At 63.3% G+C, this 15,022-nt stretch carries 13 protein-coding genes; 6 read left to right on the top strand and 7 right to left on the bottom strand.

Annotated features, from left to right (window positions below):
- Positions 1 to 294 precede the first annotated feature (294 nt).
- The 4 genes from AB4Y32_RS12215 (at position 295) to AB4Y32_RS12200 (ending at position 4,659) form a co-directional block, all read left to right on the top strand.
- Positions 295 to 507 (top strand): glycine zipper 2TM domain-containing protein, encoded by a 213-nt coding sequence (locus AB4Y32_RS12215; RefSeq protein WP_087735561.1) that lies wholly within the window; start codon positions 295 to 297, stop codon positions 505 to 507.
- Positions 508 to 840: 333 nt separating this feature from the next.
- A complete protein-coding gene (locus AB4Y32_RS12210; protein WP_368721601.1) occupies positions 841 to 1,467 on the top strand; it encodes a hypothetical protein in 627 nt (208 codons plus the stop codon).
- Between the two features lie 334 nt (positions 1,468 to 1,801).
- A complete protein-coding gene (locus AB4Y32_RS12205; protein ID WP_368721600.1) occupies positions 1,802 to 3,400 on the top strand; it encodes an L-lactate permease in 1,599 nt (532 codons plus the stop codon).
- A gap of 284 nt (positions 3,401 to 3,684) precedes the next feature.
- Entirely contained in the window at positions 3,685 to 4,659 is a 975-nt protein-coding gene (locus tag AB4Y32_RS12200; RefSeq protein WP_368721599.1) for a DMT family transporter, read from the top strand.
- A 547-nt stretch (positions 4,660 to 5,206) separates the two neighbouring features.
- Here AB4Y32_RS12200 and bamC read toward each other — a convergent pair.
- Positions 5,207 to 6,436, bottom strand: a complete 1,230-nt coding sequence (gene bamC / locus AB4Y32_RS12195; protein WP_368721598.1) for an outer membrane protein assembly factor BamC — start codon at positions 6,434 to 6,436, stop codon at positions 5,207 to 5,209.
- A gap of 473 nt (positions 6,437 to 6,909) precedes the next feature.
- Between bamC and AB4Y32_RS12190 the strand changes: the two genes are divergently transcribed.
- Both AB4Y32_RS12190 and AB4Y32_RS12185 read left to right on the top strand, forming a co-directional pair.
- Positions 6,910 to 7,389 (top strand): DUF2844 domain-containing protein, encoded by a 480-nt coding sequence (locus AB4Y32_RS12190; RefSeq protein ID WP_368721597.1) that lies wholly within the window; start codon positions 6,910 to 6,912, stop codon positions 7,387 to 7,389.
- Between the two features lie 11 nt (positions 7,390 to 7,400).
- Positions 7,401 to 8,708: a DUF3443 domain-containing protein gene (locus AB4Y32_RS12185; protein ID WP_368721596.1), complete on the top strand. Its 1,308-nt coding sequence runs from the start codon at positions 7,401 to 7,403 to the stop codon at positions 8,706 to 8,708.
- Positions 8,709 to 8,849: 141 nt separating this feature from the next.
- Here the strand turns inward: AB4Y32_RS12185 and AB4Y32_RS12180 are convergent, their stop codons facing one another.
- From AB4Y32_RS12180 to AB4Y32_RS12155, 6 genes are all read right to left on the bottom strand, one after another.
- Positions 8,850 to 10,955, bottom strand: coding sequence for a YadA family autotransporter adhesin (locus AB4Y32_RS12180; protein WP_368721595.1), 2,106 nt, complete (start codon positions 10,953 to 10,955; stop codon positions 8,850 to 8,852).
- A gap of 561 nt (positions 10,956 to 11,516) precedes the next feature.
- Entirely contained in the window at positions 11,517 to 11,747 is a 231-nt protein-coding gene (locus AB4Y32_RS12175) for a hypothetical protein (RefSeq protein ID WP_368721594.1), read from the bottom strand.
- A gap of 102 nt (positions 11,748 to 11,849) precedes the next feature.
- Positions 11,850 to 12,299: a hypothetical protein gene (locus AB4Y32_RS12170; RefSeq protein WP_368721593.1), complete on the bottom strand. Its 450-nt coding sequence runs from the start codon at positions 12,297 to 12,299 to the stop codon at positions 11,850 to 11,852.
- A 154-nt stretch (positions 12,300 to 12,453) separates the two neighbouring features.
- Entirely contained in the window at positions 12,454 to 13,221 is a 768-nt protein-coding gene (locus tag AB4Y32_RS12165) for an amino acid ABC transporter ATP-binding protein (RefSeq protein ID WP_368721592.1), read from the bottom strand.
- Positions 13,222 to 13,224: 3 nt separating this feature from the next.
- Entirely contained in the window at positions 13,225 to 13,902 is a 678-nt protein-coding gene (locus AB4Y32_RS12160; protein WP_090872065.1) for an amino acid ABC transporter permease, read from the bottom strand.
- Between the two features lie 22 nt (positions 13,903 to 13,924).
- Entirely contained in the window at positions 13,925 to 14,707 is a 783-nt protein-coding gene (locus tag AB4Y32_RS12155; RefSeq protein WP_162497881.1) for an amino acid ABC transporter substrate-binding protein, read from the bottom strand.
- Positions 14,708 to 15,022: the final 315 nt, after the last annotated feature.

The raw sequence follows: 15,022 nt of genomic DNA, 5'->3' as shown, positions 1-15,022 counted from the left end.
CGCTTCCCGGAGCGCAAAGCCCGCCTCGTCGACGGCGGGCTTTTTTTCGTCCGTTCTTATCGCGCGCTGCTGCGCCGCCTGTCGTTCATACGCGCAGGGCGGCATAGGGAAGTTCCATGCGTCAAGGGACCATCGGCGAGGAAAGACATTTGCGGAAACATTCGATTACGAAACGGACACTTTGCTGACAAGCCCATACAAACAGAAACGGCACGCGGCGATACCATCGAAGCCAACGAATCAACCGAGCGGGAGCGCAACTTGCGTGTCCCGTCGACAGAAGGAGTCGCAATCATGAGAACGTTCCATCGAATCGGTGCGCTGGCCACGCTGGTAGCCGTGGTGGCGAGTCTTTCCGCATGCGACGGCATGACCCGGCGACAACGCGATACCGCGATCGGCGCAGGCGTGGGCGGTGCAGCGGGCGCGGTGATCGGCGGCAATGCGCTGTCGACGCTGGGTGGCGCAGCCGTCGGCGGCGTGATCGGCAACCAGGTCGGCAAGTAAGCTGGCCTCTCTCAGCAGCACTGAATCGAACCTGAGCGTTTTAGCCGACGCGCCATCCGATCGCTAACGCGATCCGGAATACGACAAATCGCCATCGAAGGCGATGCGGGCAAACGGCCTCGAACCCACGCATCCGCTTTACGCGTGACGCTCGAAAGCCGAAGGGAGATGGACAGAGTCCGGCGCGCACGTACGCGCCGGACATGTCCTGCAACACGCTTGCGGTGAAATACGCCGTTACCACTTTGTGACATGCAGCACGAAGCCCTGACGTAAGCTCAATACATAAAGCGCGCACCGCCTGTGAGGCCGCGCGATAACGAGGAGCACGTCATGAAACCGCTCGATGCAACGTTGCGCGTCAGCTGCGCCGTTGCAGTCCTGGCGTTGTCCGGGACGCTGTCCGGCTGCTACTACTACGCGCCATACGGCTACTACCCGGGCTACGGGTATTACCCCGCGTATCCCCCCTATTCCACTGTTCCGACGGCAACCACGCTGTCCGAGATTCCCGTTTCCCCTGGCGACGCATCGCAGGCTCCGGCACAGGCGCAGTTCGCGATGCCCGACGGCTCGTCGCCCTACGCGCCGCCCGCCTATGACGTCGCGCCCGCTCCCGCCTATGGCGCGCCTGCGTACTATCCGATCGCCTATCCGTATGCTTATCCGTATCCCTATCCGTACTACGGCTACGGCTGGCCGGGATATTGGTGGCCGTCGGTATCGTTCAGCTTCGCGTACTGGGGAGGTTGTTGCGGCGGCCATGGCCATTACGGCTACTGGGGACATCATGGCTATTGGGGCGGTCATGGATACTGGGGCGGCAGTCATGGCACCTGGGGTGGCAGTCACGGCACCTGGGGTGGCAGTCATGGGTCCTGGGGCGGCATGCACGCTGGCTGGGGTGGCGGCGGCGGACACTACTGGGGAGGAGGCGGCGGCCACGGCCATTCACACTGAGCGGCGGCGCACGCCGTCCCGCGCGTCGACGGCGGATTCCGTGCCGTCGACCGCACAGCAGGCCGCGCCGCAGACACACCGCGGCCCGCTACGCAGGAACACCCCCATCTATTCCCGCAATGCGTTCTTTCGTTTTCCCTGCTTGACTGGATTCGCCAGCGCTATCTATGCTGGCGAGTGCCAGTGCAACGCCCGTTTAATTGCGTGATCCGGCGCCCCGCGCGTTTTTTCGTCGACATCCTGCGCCCGTCGCCGCCTTCATCCGTCCAGCCCTGCCGCTTCGCCGCGTAGGTGCAGTCTTCGCGTCGAATCGAACAACAACGAAGGAGACGTGATGTTCCATCAGCTATTGACCCCCATCGGCAACTCGCTGCTGCCGTCGTTTCTCGTCGCGGTGCTACCCATCGTCGTCGTGCTTGCGCTGCTCGGCTGGGCGCGGCGGCCGGCGTGGCAGGCGTCGATGGCCGGCCTGATCGTCGGTATCGTGATCGCAATCTTCGGCTGGCAATTTCCCGCCGGGCTCGCTTTCAACTCGGTCGCGGCGGGCGCCGTGTTCGCCTGCTGGCCCGTGATGTGGATCGTCTTCACCGCGATCCTGCTCTACAACATCGCGCAGTATTCGGGACGCTTCGCGGCCTTCCGCATGTGGATGATCGACAACCTGCCGAACGACCGGCGCATCGTGCTCGTCGTGATCGGCTTTTCGTTCGGCGCGCTGTTCGAAGGCATCTCGGGCTTCGGCACGCCGATCGCGATCACGAGTTCGCTCCTGATCCTGCTCGGCTTCCCGACGCTCGAAGCGCTGACCTTCACGCTGATCTTCAACACGGCGCCCGTCGCGTTCGGCGCACTCGGCGTGCCGATCACGGTGCTCGGCGCCGTCACGCACCTGCCCACCGATGCGCTCGCCAAGATGGTCGGCCGCCAGTTGCCGTTCTTCGCGCTGCTGCTGCCGTTCTATGTAATCGGCGTGTATGCGGGCTTTCGCAACATGATGCGCGTGTGGCCGGTGCTGCTGGTATCGGGCGGCAGCTTCGCGCTGACGCAGTTCGTCACTTCGAACTACATCAACTACAGCCTGACGGACGTGCTGTCATCGCTCGTTTCGCTGATCCTCACAATCGCGTTCCTGCGTGTCTGGCGTCCCGCGGTGGACCCGGCTTTCGCGATCAACGTCGATCGCGTGAACGAGACGCGCGGCAAGGTCTCGGGCGTGGAAGGCTGGTATCCGTGGCTGATCGTATCGGCCGTCGTGATCATCTGGACGATCGCGAAGATCTTCATGATCGGCGACGTGAAGGTGCCGTGGCCGGGCCTCGACAAGGCCGTCTACATCACGCTGTACAACACGCCCTATGGCGCGATCTGGGACTTCCAGCCGCTCGCGACGGGCACCGCGATTCTCGTCGCGGCTATCATCACGGCCATGGTCGTGCGGCTGTCGGTGGCCGACTTCGGACGGGCGATCGTCGATACGTGGGTGCAGACGCGGATCGCCATTCTGACCGTCGCGACGATCGTCGGCCTCGCGTACCTGATGAACTACTCGGGAATGAACTACACGCTGGGGCTGGGCGTCGCGTCGGTGGGCCCGTTCTTCCCGCTGGTGTCGGCGTTCCTCGGCTGGGTGGCCGTGTTCCTGTCGGGCAGCGATACGTCGGGCAACGCGCTGTTCGGCAATCTGCAAGTCGTGGCCGCGCATCAGCTGAACCTGAACCCGGTGCTGATGGCCGCGACCAACTCGTCGGGCGGCGTGATGGGCAAGATGATCTCGCCGCAGAACATCTCGACGGGCGTCGCGACGACCGATCTCAAAGGCAAGGAAGGCTACGTGTTCGCGAAGACCTTCAAACATTCGATCCTGCTCACGATCGTGCTCGGCATTCTCGTCTGGCTGCAGCAGAACGTGCTGCAAGGGATGATTCCGCATTGAGCTAGCCTGAGGCTTCGGCCACTAGAAACGGGAGCGGGCGCCGTGTACGAGGCGCCCGCTTTTTTTGTTTGCCTCTCTTTGTTTGCCTCTCTTTGTTTGCCTCTCTTTGTTTGCCTCTCTTTGTTTGCCTCTCTTTGTTTGCCTCTCTTTGTTTGCCTCTCTTTGTTTGCCTCTCTTTGTTTGCCGCTCATTGTTCGCCTCGTAGTCCCCTTCCCGTCCGCGCGGTTGCCGATTCTTGCTATTTCATTCCATCGTGAAACGACAAGCTCATGGCCGGTGTTAGCATGCGTACGCATCGCGACTCAACTGCGCGCGACACACTCACGATGAATCCCGTTAACGTCTTCCAGCTTCTGATTCTCGCCGCGCTATGGGGCGCGTCGTTTCTGTTCATCCGCGTCGGCGTGACCGACTTCGGCGTTGCGCCGCTGATGGCGCTGCGTGTCGGCATCGGCGCGCTGTTCCTGCTGATCGTGCTGGCCGCGCGGCGCCCGCTGCGCGAATCCGCCGGGACATTGCGCACGCGCGCGCTGCCGCTGCTGGTCGTCGGCATTCTGAATTCGGCTGCGCCGTTCTGCCTGTTCGCCTATGCGGAAATCACGCTGTCCGCCGGCGTCACTTCCGTGATCAACGCGACGACGCCGCTGTGGGGCGCGCTCGTCGCCTTCGTGTGGCTCAAGGACCGCCTGAGCGCGCTGCGCAGCGTGGGCCTCGTGATCGGCTTCGCGGGCGTGCTGACCCTCGTGTGGGATCAGATCGCCGCGCCAAGCGGTTCGAACGTATCGCCGACGACGACGGCACTCGCTGCGGCTGCCGCGCTGGGCGCGACTTTGCTCTACGGCATCGCCGCCAGCTACACGAAAAAGCACCTGATGGGCGTCGATGCGCTCACTGTCGCGACGGGCACCATGATCGGCGCAACCATCGTGCTGCTGCCGCTCGCGCTGGCCTCGTGGCCGGCGGCCGCGCCGTCGCTCAAGGCGTGGGGCTCGGTGATCGCGCTGGGCGTCGCGTGCACGGGCATCGCGTACATGCTGTTCTTCCACCTGATCGCCGTCGCCGGCCCCGCTCGCGCGATCACCGTCACGTTCGTCATCCCGATCTTCGGCATTCTGTGGGGCGCGCTGTTCCTCGGCGAACGCGTCTCGGTCGGCATGCTGGAAGGCTGCGCGGTGATCCTTGTCGGTACCGCGCTCGCTACCGGCGTTGTCAAACGCATTCCGGGCTTTGGCGGACGCAGCGTCAGCGAACGCTGCTGATTCGTCGTCGCGACATCACGCGACAGCAGGAAAAAACTCCAACCGTAGAGCGCGGGCAAAACCGTCGCCCCTACGAGGATAGGCGACGGGGCCACCGGGACGGGCGCTTTCAGCGCCCCGTCGTTATCCAGCGAGATCCCACTCATTGAGCGTCTGCGCAAACGTGGCTTCTGCACCTCGCACAAACGCATCCCGCAGACGCAGACAGCATGAGGCTTCGCGGTGAGATTTCATGCGGACGCGGTTGTTAAAAGCAGCTAGTGTGCCAAGCGCTTACATGGCGCCTTGCGCCGCGCAAGCCGTTGATCTGACGACGGGAACGAGGAAAGACGGCGTTTTGCACGGGGCGCCGATGCGCGGCGTTACGGCGTAACGTCACGTTGCGTAGGGGCTTGCGGAGACTCACTCGACATAACGATGCTGCTTCAGGCGGAAGCGGTCGCCCGCGACGAACTCGATGCAACAAAAAAGCCCGCATGACGGCGAGCGTCACGCGGGCTTGATGCGAGACCGCGCGAAAAGCGCGGCCGTGTTCAGTACTCAGTGCTCAGTGCAACTGATCGACCATCAGCGACATGATCTGCTTCGCTTGCAACGACGAGTCGATGTTGCCCTTGTCGTCGACGACTGAGATACGCGACTGATTCGGCGTCACCTCGCGCACGTTCACGCGATATTGCTTGGCGACCTTCTCCTTGCGGCCATGGAACACCTGGCTCCAGAAGCCCTGTTCCTCCGACGACAAATCCTTCGGATCGACGTAGCGGACAAAGTACAGGCCACGCGTGCGGTCGCGGTCGTCGACGGTGAAGTTGCTGCGATCGAGCGCGAGGCCGACGCGCAGCCATGCGCGGTCGTACGGCTCGCCGAGCGTCAGTTCGGTCGACGAAGCCTGCGCCGGCGTATCCAACGACGACGCATCCGGCACGGGCGTCTGCGCGGACAACGAGACGTTTTGCGCAGCCGTCGCGGCAGCGGCCGACTTCGCGCCATTCGTCGCGGCGTTCGGCGCGAGTTGCGAACCGGCGGGCGCCGTAGCCGGCGCAGCCGGAGAACCGGCCACGCGCGTACCCGAATCGGTCTGGGCGAGCGACGCCATCAGACGTTTCAGGTATTCGGTTTCGAGCGCCGGATCGTTCGGCTTCGGCTCCCACTTGCTGGTGTCGTTGTTCGCGCCACTCAGCGCCTCACGCAGGCCCTTCTGGCTGACGAACACATACGTGCCGCCGTTCGGTGCTGCTTCGAGACGCGTGCGGTACTTGTTGCGCTCCGCCGTCACGTACGAATTGCCCATCGCCTTCGACAGCGTGCTGCGGATGAAACCATCGTTGATGGACGGATGCGTCTCGTTCCAGTCCGTTTCCATCACGCCCTTGTCGCGCTGGTCGACGACGAGCAGGAAACCCTGCTCCTGCCAGAAGCGGCGGATTTGCGGCCACGCCTGATCCGGCGTCTTGTTGTCGAGCACGAGCCAGCTTTCGGTGCCGTCGCGCTGGATGTGCATGCCGCTGACGACAGGCGCGACAGCCGTAGTGGACGGCGCTTCGGTTTGCACCTGCTGCAACGTGGACAGCGACGTCTGACCGCTTTGCGGCGGCAGCGAACGCTGGTCTGCCGTTTCTTCCGTCATGTTCGGCGGAACAGCGAGGGACGCTTCCTTCGATTTCGAGTCGCTCTTGTAGTCGATTTTGGTCGGCGAAGACGTGCCGCAGCCGGCGACCAGACCGCCTGCCATCAGCAATGCTGCGAACCGCTTGGTGAGACGAAGATCTGTCATGTTCTGGAAATCCTTCCGCTACGCCACGGCAAGTCCGTGGTAACCCATCATTTTACCGGTCCGGCGTCACGAAGTGCAAAAAGCGGGGTTCCCCTCGCGCGGGATATGCATTCGGCCGTGTTTCCGCCATGCCCTGCCGACGTGCCGTCGAGGTCCGAAATACCGAGCCTGGGCACCACTGCCCTCAACGCAAAAGCCGCTCGCATCATCTCATAATCACTTGAAAAGCCGGCGCGGGAGAGCCCATTTCGCGCCGAAATTTAACATTCCGCCATAATTTTCAGCAGAATCGGGACGAGTTCAGACGGCGACCTATGCCTTTGATTTCTTTGGGCTAAACATAAAACGATCGTGCCCTTTCCCTCGTTACGAGCATCGGACCCTGTTCTGTGAGTGAATCGCGCCTCAAAACCCCGGTGATATCTTGAAATAACGATCTCAATAATGTCCGAGGGACTTCGGGGAGCAAAACCATGACGCGTATCGATCACCATCGGACGACGATCTTTGCCGCACTTACCGTTCTGGCGGCAGGCGTCATTGCTCTGCTCGCCGGCCCCGCACATGCGGAGCTCGGCGGCACGATGTCCGCACCGCGAGCGGACGACGGCTCGACGCAAAGTGTGTTGCCAGGCAGTGCGGTCCGGATACGCTCGACCGTTGACGCCGGCGGTACCACCATCAACGAGTACGCGACCAGCGACGGCCATGTCTTCGCGTACACATGGCAGGGCCCGACGATGCCCGATCTCACGCGGATGCTCGGACGATATGCGGTCCCCTACCGCGCGAAAGCGGCCGCGCAGCTGAGCGAGTTCAATCACCTTCATGCTTCGCGCGTCGAGCAACCGGAAGTCATCGTCGAGTCGGGTGGCCAGATGCGCAGCTACGTTGGCCGCGCCTGGCTGCCGGCTGCCGTTCCATCAGGCATTTCGCTTGCCGATTTGCGCTGACGAGACGAGTGATGACGCATAAACGCCTTCTCGCATTTGGCTTTCTCGTGGGAGTACTCGTCGCATTGCCCGGTTGCGGCGGCGGTGGCGGGAATTCCGGCAGTTCGGACACGACGGGCCATTCGTCCCCGACGACACCCGCTTCGCCCGGCAGCGGCGCCAGCAGCGCGCCGACGGCCAGTGCCCCCATCCCGGCCAGCGCGCCCGTCGCAACCGTTCCTCAATCGACGATACCCAATGTCCAGCCGATCGTCGTCACCTCGACGCCCACGCAAACACGCAACATGCTCACGACGAGCGTGACGGTATGCGCCCCAGGCACGTCGAACTGCGTGACGATCGACAACGTGCAAGTCGACACGGGTTCGCAAGGGCTGCGCGTACTCGCATCGCAATTGCCCGCGACTCTCGCGTTGCCCATCGTGTCAGCCACCACGCCTTCCGGCACGGCGATCGGCGTCAGCGGAGAATGCGGCGTGTTCGGCACCGGATACACATGGGGCGCCGTACGTACCGCCGATGTTCGGATGGCGGGCCAGCTCGCGCCGAGCCTGTCGATCCAGGTGATCGCCGATCCGTCCGTGCCGACCGCCCCGTCCGACTGTGCGGCCTCCGGCCTGCCGATGATGACGCCCACGGCGCTGCGCGTGAACGGCATTCTCGGCATTGGCCTGTTTTCCGCCGATTGTGGCGGCGGTTGCATCGCGTCGGCCCTGCCGCGCTGGTACTACGCATGCGACGCGTCAGGCGCGTGTGCATCGAGCACGCAGCCGCTCGACCAGCAAGTGACCAACCCGATCAGCCGGTTTGCGCTCGACAACAACGGCGTCGTGATCGACCTGCCGACGGTCGGTCCGGGTGGCGCGGCGACTGTCTATGGATCGATGATCTTTGGCATCGGCACACAGGCCAACAACACGCTCGGCAGCGCAACCGTGCTGAAGGCCAATACCACGACGGGCTATGTGACCACCTCCCTGAACGGACAACCGTACTCGCAAAGCTTTATCGATAGTGGTTCGAACGGCCTGTTTTTCCCCAGCACGACGCTTACGCGCTGCGGAGTCTGGTGGTGCCCAGCGTCGACGCGATCGTTGTCGGCGACACTGACGGGCGTCAATGGCTCAACGGCGTCGCCAGAATTTTCCATCGCCAATGCGCAAACGCTGTTTGCCACCAACAACTACGCGTTCAACAACCTGGGCGGCCCGTCGAGCGCATTCGATTGGGGACTGCCGTTATTCTTCGGACGACGCATCTACACCGCGATCGAGTCGCGCTTGACCTCGGCCGGCAACGGGCCGTACTACGCGTTTTGAGCAGGCGAGACAGGTTGCGTGCCAAACTCTGGACCGCTCGCCTCTAAGGCCAACGCAAGCGCTGCTGGAACGGGACCACGCCATGGCACCGTTGGGACCATAGCGGAACCACAGCGCGTGCGCCGGTGATACGCAAGCGGATCAGTCGCCGAGCACGATGCCAATGCCGGCACGCACAATCGTACTGTTACTGCCCGACGACGCGACGCCCGCATTGAAGTTGATCGTCCCCTTCTCATTCCAGCGCGAGACGCCTAGACCGAGAGCCGCCTGCCCCCGATAGCCAGCGATACCGGCGTTGAGTGTCGTACGCCCCGGCAGGTACGGCGTGACGATCTGCAACGCCGACGCGGCGGCGATCCCCTTTCGGGTGCTCGTGTCGAGGTCCCGAAGAGACTGATGAGTCTGATCGATCGCTGCGTTCAACTGGTTCAGGTTGACCGCGTCCGTGCCGCGCGTGCCTGGCGCGACATTGACGATCTGCCGTTCACCGCCTGCCTGGCCCACAGACACGGCGTTCGCGCGATCGGCGATGGAACCGGCGCCCAATGCAACCGCGCCATTGGCGACGGCCTGGCTGCCTGCGCCGAACGCCGAAGCATTCGCGCCGTTCGCAACAGCTTGCGAGCCCACAGCCGTCGCCGTCAGGCCGCTCGCCTGTGCATTGGCGCCGAGCGCGGTGGCCTGATCGCCGTTTGCGACCGCGCTCGCACCCACGGCAGTCGCATGCGTGCCCGTCGCAGCCGCTGCTTCCGTGCTGACGTCGCCATTCGCGCTCACGAAGGGATTCGGTGCGCCTTGCGTCTGCGCGTTGACGATCTGATTCATCGCGTCGTTCAACTGACCGAGATTGACCGCGTCGCTGGCCAGAACACCGTTAGCGAGATTGTGCAGGACCGTGCCGCCTGCCACGCCCTGGCCCAAGGTCACGCTCGCATAGTCCACTTGATCTCCCGCATGGTCGTACACGACGGCGCTCGTTGCGCGGCCGCTTCCGTCGACCAGCCCTGCCTGCTTCAACTGGGCAACGTTGACGGCATCCGTATCGGCCGTGCCCGCCGCAACGTGCGTGATCTGCCGTTCACCGCCCGCCGTCCCGATCGACACCGAATTGGCCCGATCCGCGACCGCATTTGCACCGAGTGCGACCGAGTTCTCAAATGCGGCCTGTGCGCCACCGCCGATCGCTACCGAATTGGCGCCCGTCGCTAGCGAATCGGCGAGCGTCGAATTCGCATGGAAATAGCGCGGCTCGACACCGTTGTTCATTACGTTGCCGAGCGCGACGTTGAGATCATTGATTGCGCTCGTGTTGCTGGCCACGCGACTATCGATATTGCCAAGGGCATCGCCAACATTGCGGAACACGCTGCCACCGACACGATATGACGGCGCGACGACCGTTCCGTCTGGTGCGACCGTCGCGTCGCCGCCCAACGCCGATGCCACGCTCGCGCTTAGGTCATGCAACTGGCCCCCGTTGATCGCGTCGTTGCTGCTTGCAGCGACGATACCGTTTGCCACGTTGCCGAGCCGGACGGGCGTACTCGCTGCCGCACCACCCAAAGTGACGGCGTCATGTGCCATCGAGTCATACGTGACCGCGTCCGGCACGCCAGCCGATACGGCAGCCCGCAGCTGGCTGACGTTGACGGCGTCGGTATCGGCCGTGCCCGCCGCGACGTTGACAATCTGCCGCTGCTGCGTCGCATTGCCCACGGAGACGACGTTCGCGCGATCGGCTTTTGAATTCGCGCCCAACGCCACGGCACCGCTTGCGACGACCGAACTGTTCGAGCCGAGGGCCAACCCGTCGGCGGCTGTGTCACCCACCAGCGCGTTCACGCCGATCGCAGCCGAACGCTGACCGCGCGCCATCGACATCGAACCGAACGCGAGTGAATCAGCGCCGTCCGCCGCCGACATGTAGCCGATCGAAACGGCCCTGTCCGCGTCGAAACCCGTCGACGCGCTATAGCCAATCACCGTCGTGTCCAGGCCCAGCGCCGCAACGCGCGAACCGATGGCCGTAGAGCCGGCGCGGGCCGCGCCTGCGCCAGCCCCCACGGCGAGCGCATAGTCTCCCGACGCGTTCGCCGACGGGCCGATAGCCATTGCATTCAGGTTATTCGACACCGTGGTCGGAGCACCCGTCATTACGTTGCCGCTGACGGCGATGTAATCGGTGACGGGCGCCGCGCGCGCCGCCGGCAACCACGCGATCGCCCCCAACACCGCGACGGCCATGCCCGCGCGCCCGCAGCGATCGACGCAGCCCAAGCGTCCAACCGCAACATAAGGAGCGACGCGGCGGCTAATCAGGCCAATGCGGCCAATGCCGCCTCGCGCACCAATCGGCAACGAAGAAACCGGCTCGCGTTGATCACGCACTAAGCTTTGCACATTGCTCATCTAGAACCTTGATACGGATAATCTCCCCAAAATTCAGCATCAAACGATTTGCTCCTGCCCTCATCATTTTGGATACCGAATCAATATGGACAAGGTATTCGACGAACGACGGAACCGACATTCCGCAAGATGCCTCCTACGTACCGCCACTTCTTCGATGTCGGTTACGACGGGTAAATCCTACGTAGACGGGAAATTCCTCAATACAAGAAAACTCCCAAAGTCGGATTTCTTCGATCTTCGCAGGCGACGCCGCTCAAAATGCGCATGAGCATGCGTAGCGCATTGAGCACATCGAAGGCGAACAAAGGGAACGCGTGCGACGCCGCCGCGCCTCGCAGATGAAACTGAACGAAAAGAAAAGGAAATGCACGCGACAAGCCCACAAAGGCGGAGCTAGGAGCCGCCGCCCGCGAGCACCTTTTCGAGCGCCATCGAACGCGCCGCCTCCTCGGCCTCTTCAGCGGTATCGAACACACTGCCCGACACGTGGACCTGATGCCATTCGGGTTTGTCGGCGGCGTCGCGGAAGATACGAAAGCGCGCGCAGTAGCCGCGCGGCGTGACGGGGATCACGTCGATATCGACGGATGCGCCCTCTATGTGATGTCTGACGAAGCCGTCCATGCTGCCCTCCTGAACCCTGCATAACGTGCCCGCATTACGCAGAAATCCTAGCATGTCGGCTTCGATGTGGCAGGTGCGTCGCAGCATGCCGCGCCGCTCGCGTCACTCGCCCGTTTGCTCTCCGGCTTCGGCGGGCGTGCCCGTCTTCGCGAGGCGCGCGGGCGCGAGCCAGCGGAACGCGCTCACGCCGTTGGCGTCGTAGGTGCATTCGACGGCTGCGGGCACCACGGTCTTGCGCGGCTTGGTCTTTGCGATCGCGGCCGCGACGGGCGCGAGCAGCCCGGCTTCGTTGATGTTCGTATTCGGCGGCCTGGCGGCGGCTGCTTCCGATGCCGTCTGCGGATGCTCCAGCGTGCCTTCCACGACGACGCGGCTGCCATGGATACCTGCGCCCGTGTGCACGATCTTCAACGTATCGGCGGCGGAAAGCTCGCTCGCCGATTGCCGCATCATCTGCTCGCATGCGCTCGTGTTTTTGTACACGGACGCGCATCCCGCGGACAAAGCCGCGGCAACCGTGCAGCAAGCGATCAGCAGAGTGCGTGTCTTCATCGATGTTCCGTGGTTCAAGGCGACGGCCATTGTAGCGTAGCTGTCGGATGCCGGCGTGAAGCTCGCCCGAAGCGCAGGCCTCGCGAAACAACAAGGGCGCCCACAGGCGCCCTCGCTGTCATTCGAGAGTTGACGCGTATCCGACGGTAGGCGATCAGTCTTCCCAGCCGTCCGGCAGCGTCTGCGTGAGCGTCGACACGAAGCTCGCGGTTTCCGACTGCTTCGGCCGCGTGAAGATGTCGCGCGAATGGCCCTGCTCGACGATCGCCCCGTTGCTCAGAAACACAACGTTGCGCGCGATCGATGCGGCGAGCCGCAGATCGTGCGTGGCCATCAGCATCGTCATGCCTTCTTTCGCGAGTTGGCGCAGCACTTCGACCACTTCGGCGGCGAGGCCCGGATCGAGCGCGGAAGTCGGCTCGTCGCACAGCAGCACTTCCGGCGACGGCGCGAGCGCCCGCGCAATCGCCACGCGCTGCTGCTGGCCGCCCGACAGCGTGACGGGCCACGCATCGGCCTTGTGTGCGATGCCGACCTTTTCCAGCAGTTCGAGCGCCCGCGCGCGCGCCCTTTCGCGGTCCCACTTCTGCACAGTGATGAGCCCTTCCATCACGTTCTCAATCACCGTGCGGTGGGGGAACAGCTGGAAGTTCTGGAACACCATCCCGGTGCGGCGGCGAATCGCGAGCACCGCTTCCTTCGACGGCTTTTCCGTGCGGCTGAACGGGATGCGCTGATCGCCGAGTTCGAGCGAACCGGCTTCGGGAATTTCCAGCAGATTCACGCAGCGCAACAACGTGCTCTTGCCGCTGCCCGACGGGCCGATCAACGCCGTCACGTTGCCCTGTTCGAGCGCGAGATCGACGCTGTTCAGCACGCGATGATCGCCGAAATACTTTTCTATTTTTTCAAGGCGAATCATCGTTCAGCTACCCGACGTGAAAAGCGCGTGACGTCCGAAGCGGCGTTCGAGGCGCACCTGCGCGGAAGACAGCACCGAGCTGAACACGAGATAGATCAGCGCGGCTTCCGTATAGAGAATCAGCGGCTCGTATGTCACCGATGCGATGCGCTGCGCGGCCTGGAAAATCTCCGGCACGGTCAGCACGGCGGCAAGCGACGTGTCCTTGACGAGTGCGATGAACGAGTTCGACAGCGGCGGCAACGCGACGCGCGCCGCCTGCGGCAGGATCGCGCGGCGCAGCGCCTGCGCGCGCGTCATGCCCATCGAGTATGCGGCTTCCCACTGCCCTTTCGGGATCGACTCGATCACGCCACGGATCACTTCCGAGTTATACGCGCCGACGTTCAGCGAGAAGCCGATGATCGCGGCCGTCAACGGATCGAGCACGATGCCGACGTTCGGCAGGCCATAGAAGATCACGAACAACTGAACGAGCAGCGGCGAGCCGCGAAACAGCCACACGTAGAAGCGCACGACGGCCACCGACCACGCCGGCCCGAAGAGCCGCAGCAGCGCCACGATGAACGCCAGCGCAAGTCCGATCGCAAACGACACGAGCGTCAACGGCACGGTGAACACGAGGCCCGCGTACAGCAGCGGCCACAGCGATTCCCCCATCAGGTGCAACCATGCAGGCATGATTCAGGCTCGCCCTTCTTGCTTATTGCGAAACGTCTTTGCCGAAGTACTTGTTCGAGATCTTCTCGTACGTACCGTCGGCCTTGATATCGGCGAGCGCCTTGTTGATCGCGGCCTGCAACTCCGGATTGCCCTTGCGGATCAGCACAGCCGACTTGTCCGAGCTATCCGACGACGTGTCGATCGCCGCGATCTTCACCTTCGCGTCTGGCTTGTGCTTCTTGAAGTCGAGGAACGACAGCGAATCGTTGACCGTCGCATCGACGCGGCCCGACGTCAGCAGGTCGATCGATTCGTTGAAGCCCTGCACCGGGACCACTTCGGCGCCATGCGCGGCGGCGATCTTGCCGAAGTTGCTGGTCAGCGTGTTGGCCGACTTCTTGCCCTTCAGGTCGTCGAAAGTCTTGATTGCGCTGTTGTCCGCACGCACGATCAGCGCCGCGTGCGACGTGATGTACGGCGTCGAGAAGTCGTACTTCTGCTTGCGCGCATCGGTGACGGCCACTTCGTTGATCACGGCGTCGTAGCGGTTCGCGTCGAGACCGGCGATCAGGCCGTCCCACTTGCCTTCGACGAACACCGGCTTCACGCCCAGCTTCTGCGCGATCGCGCGGCCGATTTCGACATCGAAGCCCGTCAACTGGTTCGACGCATCGTGGAACGTGAACGGCGCGTAGGTGCCTTCCGTGCCGAACTTGATCTCGCCGGCGGACTTGATCTTCGAGAGGTCGTCCGCGGCGAACGCGGCCGTGGCCGTCGCGACTTGCAGCAGGCCGATCAGCAGGAGGGATCGAATCGACTTCATGATGTGTGCTCCGAGGTTCGTTTTATCCGGTTGTGCGTGCGTCTGCCGGAACACCCCGTCCGGCAGCGTGGGCGGACTGTAGCAAACGGTCCATATTTCCACAACGCATTTGAAGCCTTATATATATGCCGCGGCGGAATAAACTAGACCGAAACAGAGGGGTTGGCAATGCGCAAGTATACGGACGCACGCGAATCCTTGTAGCGCATGGGACATTGGCGTGCAGTTCGTCGCTTCGTTTCGCCGCCGCGTTGTCATCGCTTCCCGATGGCTTCGGCATCGATTTGCCGCTCCCTTTCGCGCTGCTCGCACGCG

The sequence above is a fragment of the Paraburkholderia phymatum genome (assembly GCF_040965635.1).
Lineage (GTDB): Bacteria > Pseudomonadota > Gammaproteobacteria > Burkholderiales > Burkholderiaceae > Paraburkholderia > Paraburkholderia phymatum_B.
Note: the sequence above shows the minus strand (reverse complement) of the source record. Positions and strands in the feature narration are given on the sequence as shown.

What these genes read in the sequence shown, in the direction of transcription:
- AB4Y32_RS12215 (WP_087735561.1), top strand. Translation starts at nt 295, where the DNA reads ATGAGAACGTTCCATCGAATCGGTGCGCTGGCCACGCTGGTAGCCGTG.
- AB4Y32_RS12165 (WP_368721592.1), bottom strand. Translation starts at nt 13,221, where the DNA reads ATGATTCGCCTTGAAAAAATAGAAAAGTATTTCGGCGATCATCGCGTG.
- AB4Y32_RS12200 (WP_368721599.1), top strand. Translation starts at nt 3,685, where the DNA reads ATGCGTACGCATCGCGACTCAACTGCGCGCGACACACTCACGATGAAT.
- AB4Y32_RS12210 (WP_368721601.1), top strand. Translation starts at nt 841, where the DNA reads ATGAAACCGCTCGATGCAACGTTGCGCGTCAGCTGCGCCGTTGCAGTC.
- AB4Y32_RS12205 (WP_368721600.1), top strand. Translation starts at nt 1,802, where the DNA reads ATGTTCCATCAGCTATTGACCCCCATCGGCAACTCGCTGCTGCCGTCG.
- AB4Y32_RS12190 (WP_368721597.1), top strand. Translation starts at nt 6,910, where the DNA reads ATGACGCGTATCGATCACCATCGGACGACGATCTTTGCCGCACTTACC.
- bamC (WP_368721598.1), bottom strand. Translation starts at nt 6,436, where the DNA reads ATGACAGATCTTCGTCTCACCAAGCGGTTCGCAGCATTGCTGATGGCA.
- AB4Y32_RS12160 (WP_090872065.1), bottom strand. Translation starts at nt 13,902, where the DNA reads ATGCCTGCATGGTTGCACCTGATGGGGGAATCGCTGTGGCCGCTGCTG.
- AB4Y32_RS12175 (WP_368721594.1), bottom strand. Translation starts at nt 11,747, where the DNA reads ATGGACGGCTTCGTCAGACATCACATAGAGGGCGCATCCGTCGATATC.
- AB4Y32_RS12185 (WP_368721596.1), top strand. Translation starts at nt 7,401, where the DNA reads ATGACGCATAAACGCCTTCTCGCATTTGGCTTTCTCGTGGGAGTACTC.
- AB4Y32_RS12180 (WP_368721595.1), bottom strand. Translation starts at nt 10,955, where the DNA reads ATGGCCGTCGCGGTGTTGGGGGCGATCGCGTGGTTGCCGGCGGCGCGC.
- AB4Y32_RS12170 (WP_368721593.1), bottom strand. Translation starts at nt 12,299, where the DNA reads ATGAAGACACGCACTCTGCTGATCGCTTGCTGCACGGTTGCCGCGGCT.
- AB4Y32_RS12155 (WP_162497881.1), bottom strand. Translation starts at nt 14,707, where the DNA reads ATGAAGTCGATTCGATCCCTCCTGCTGATCGGCCTGCTGCAAGTCGCG.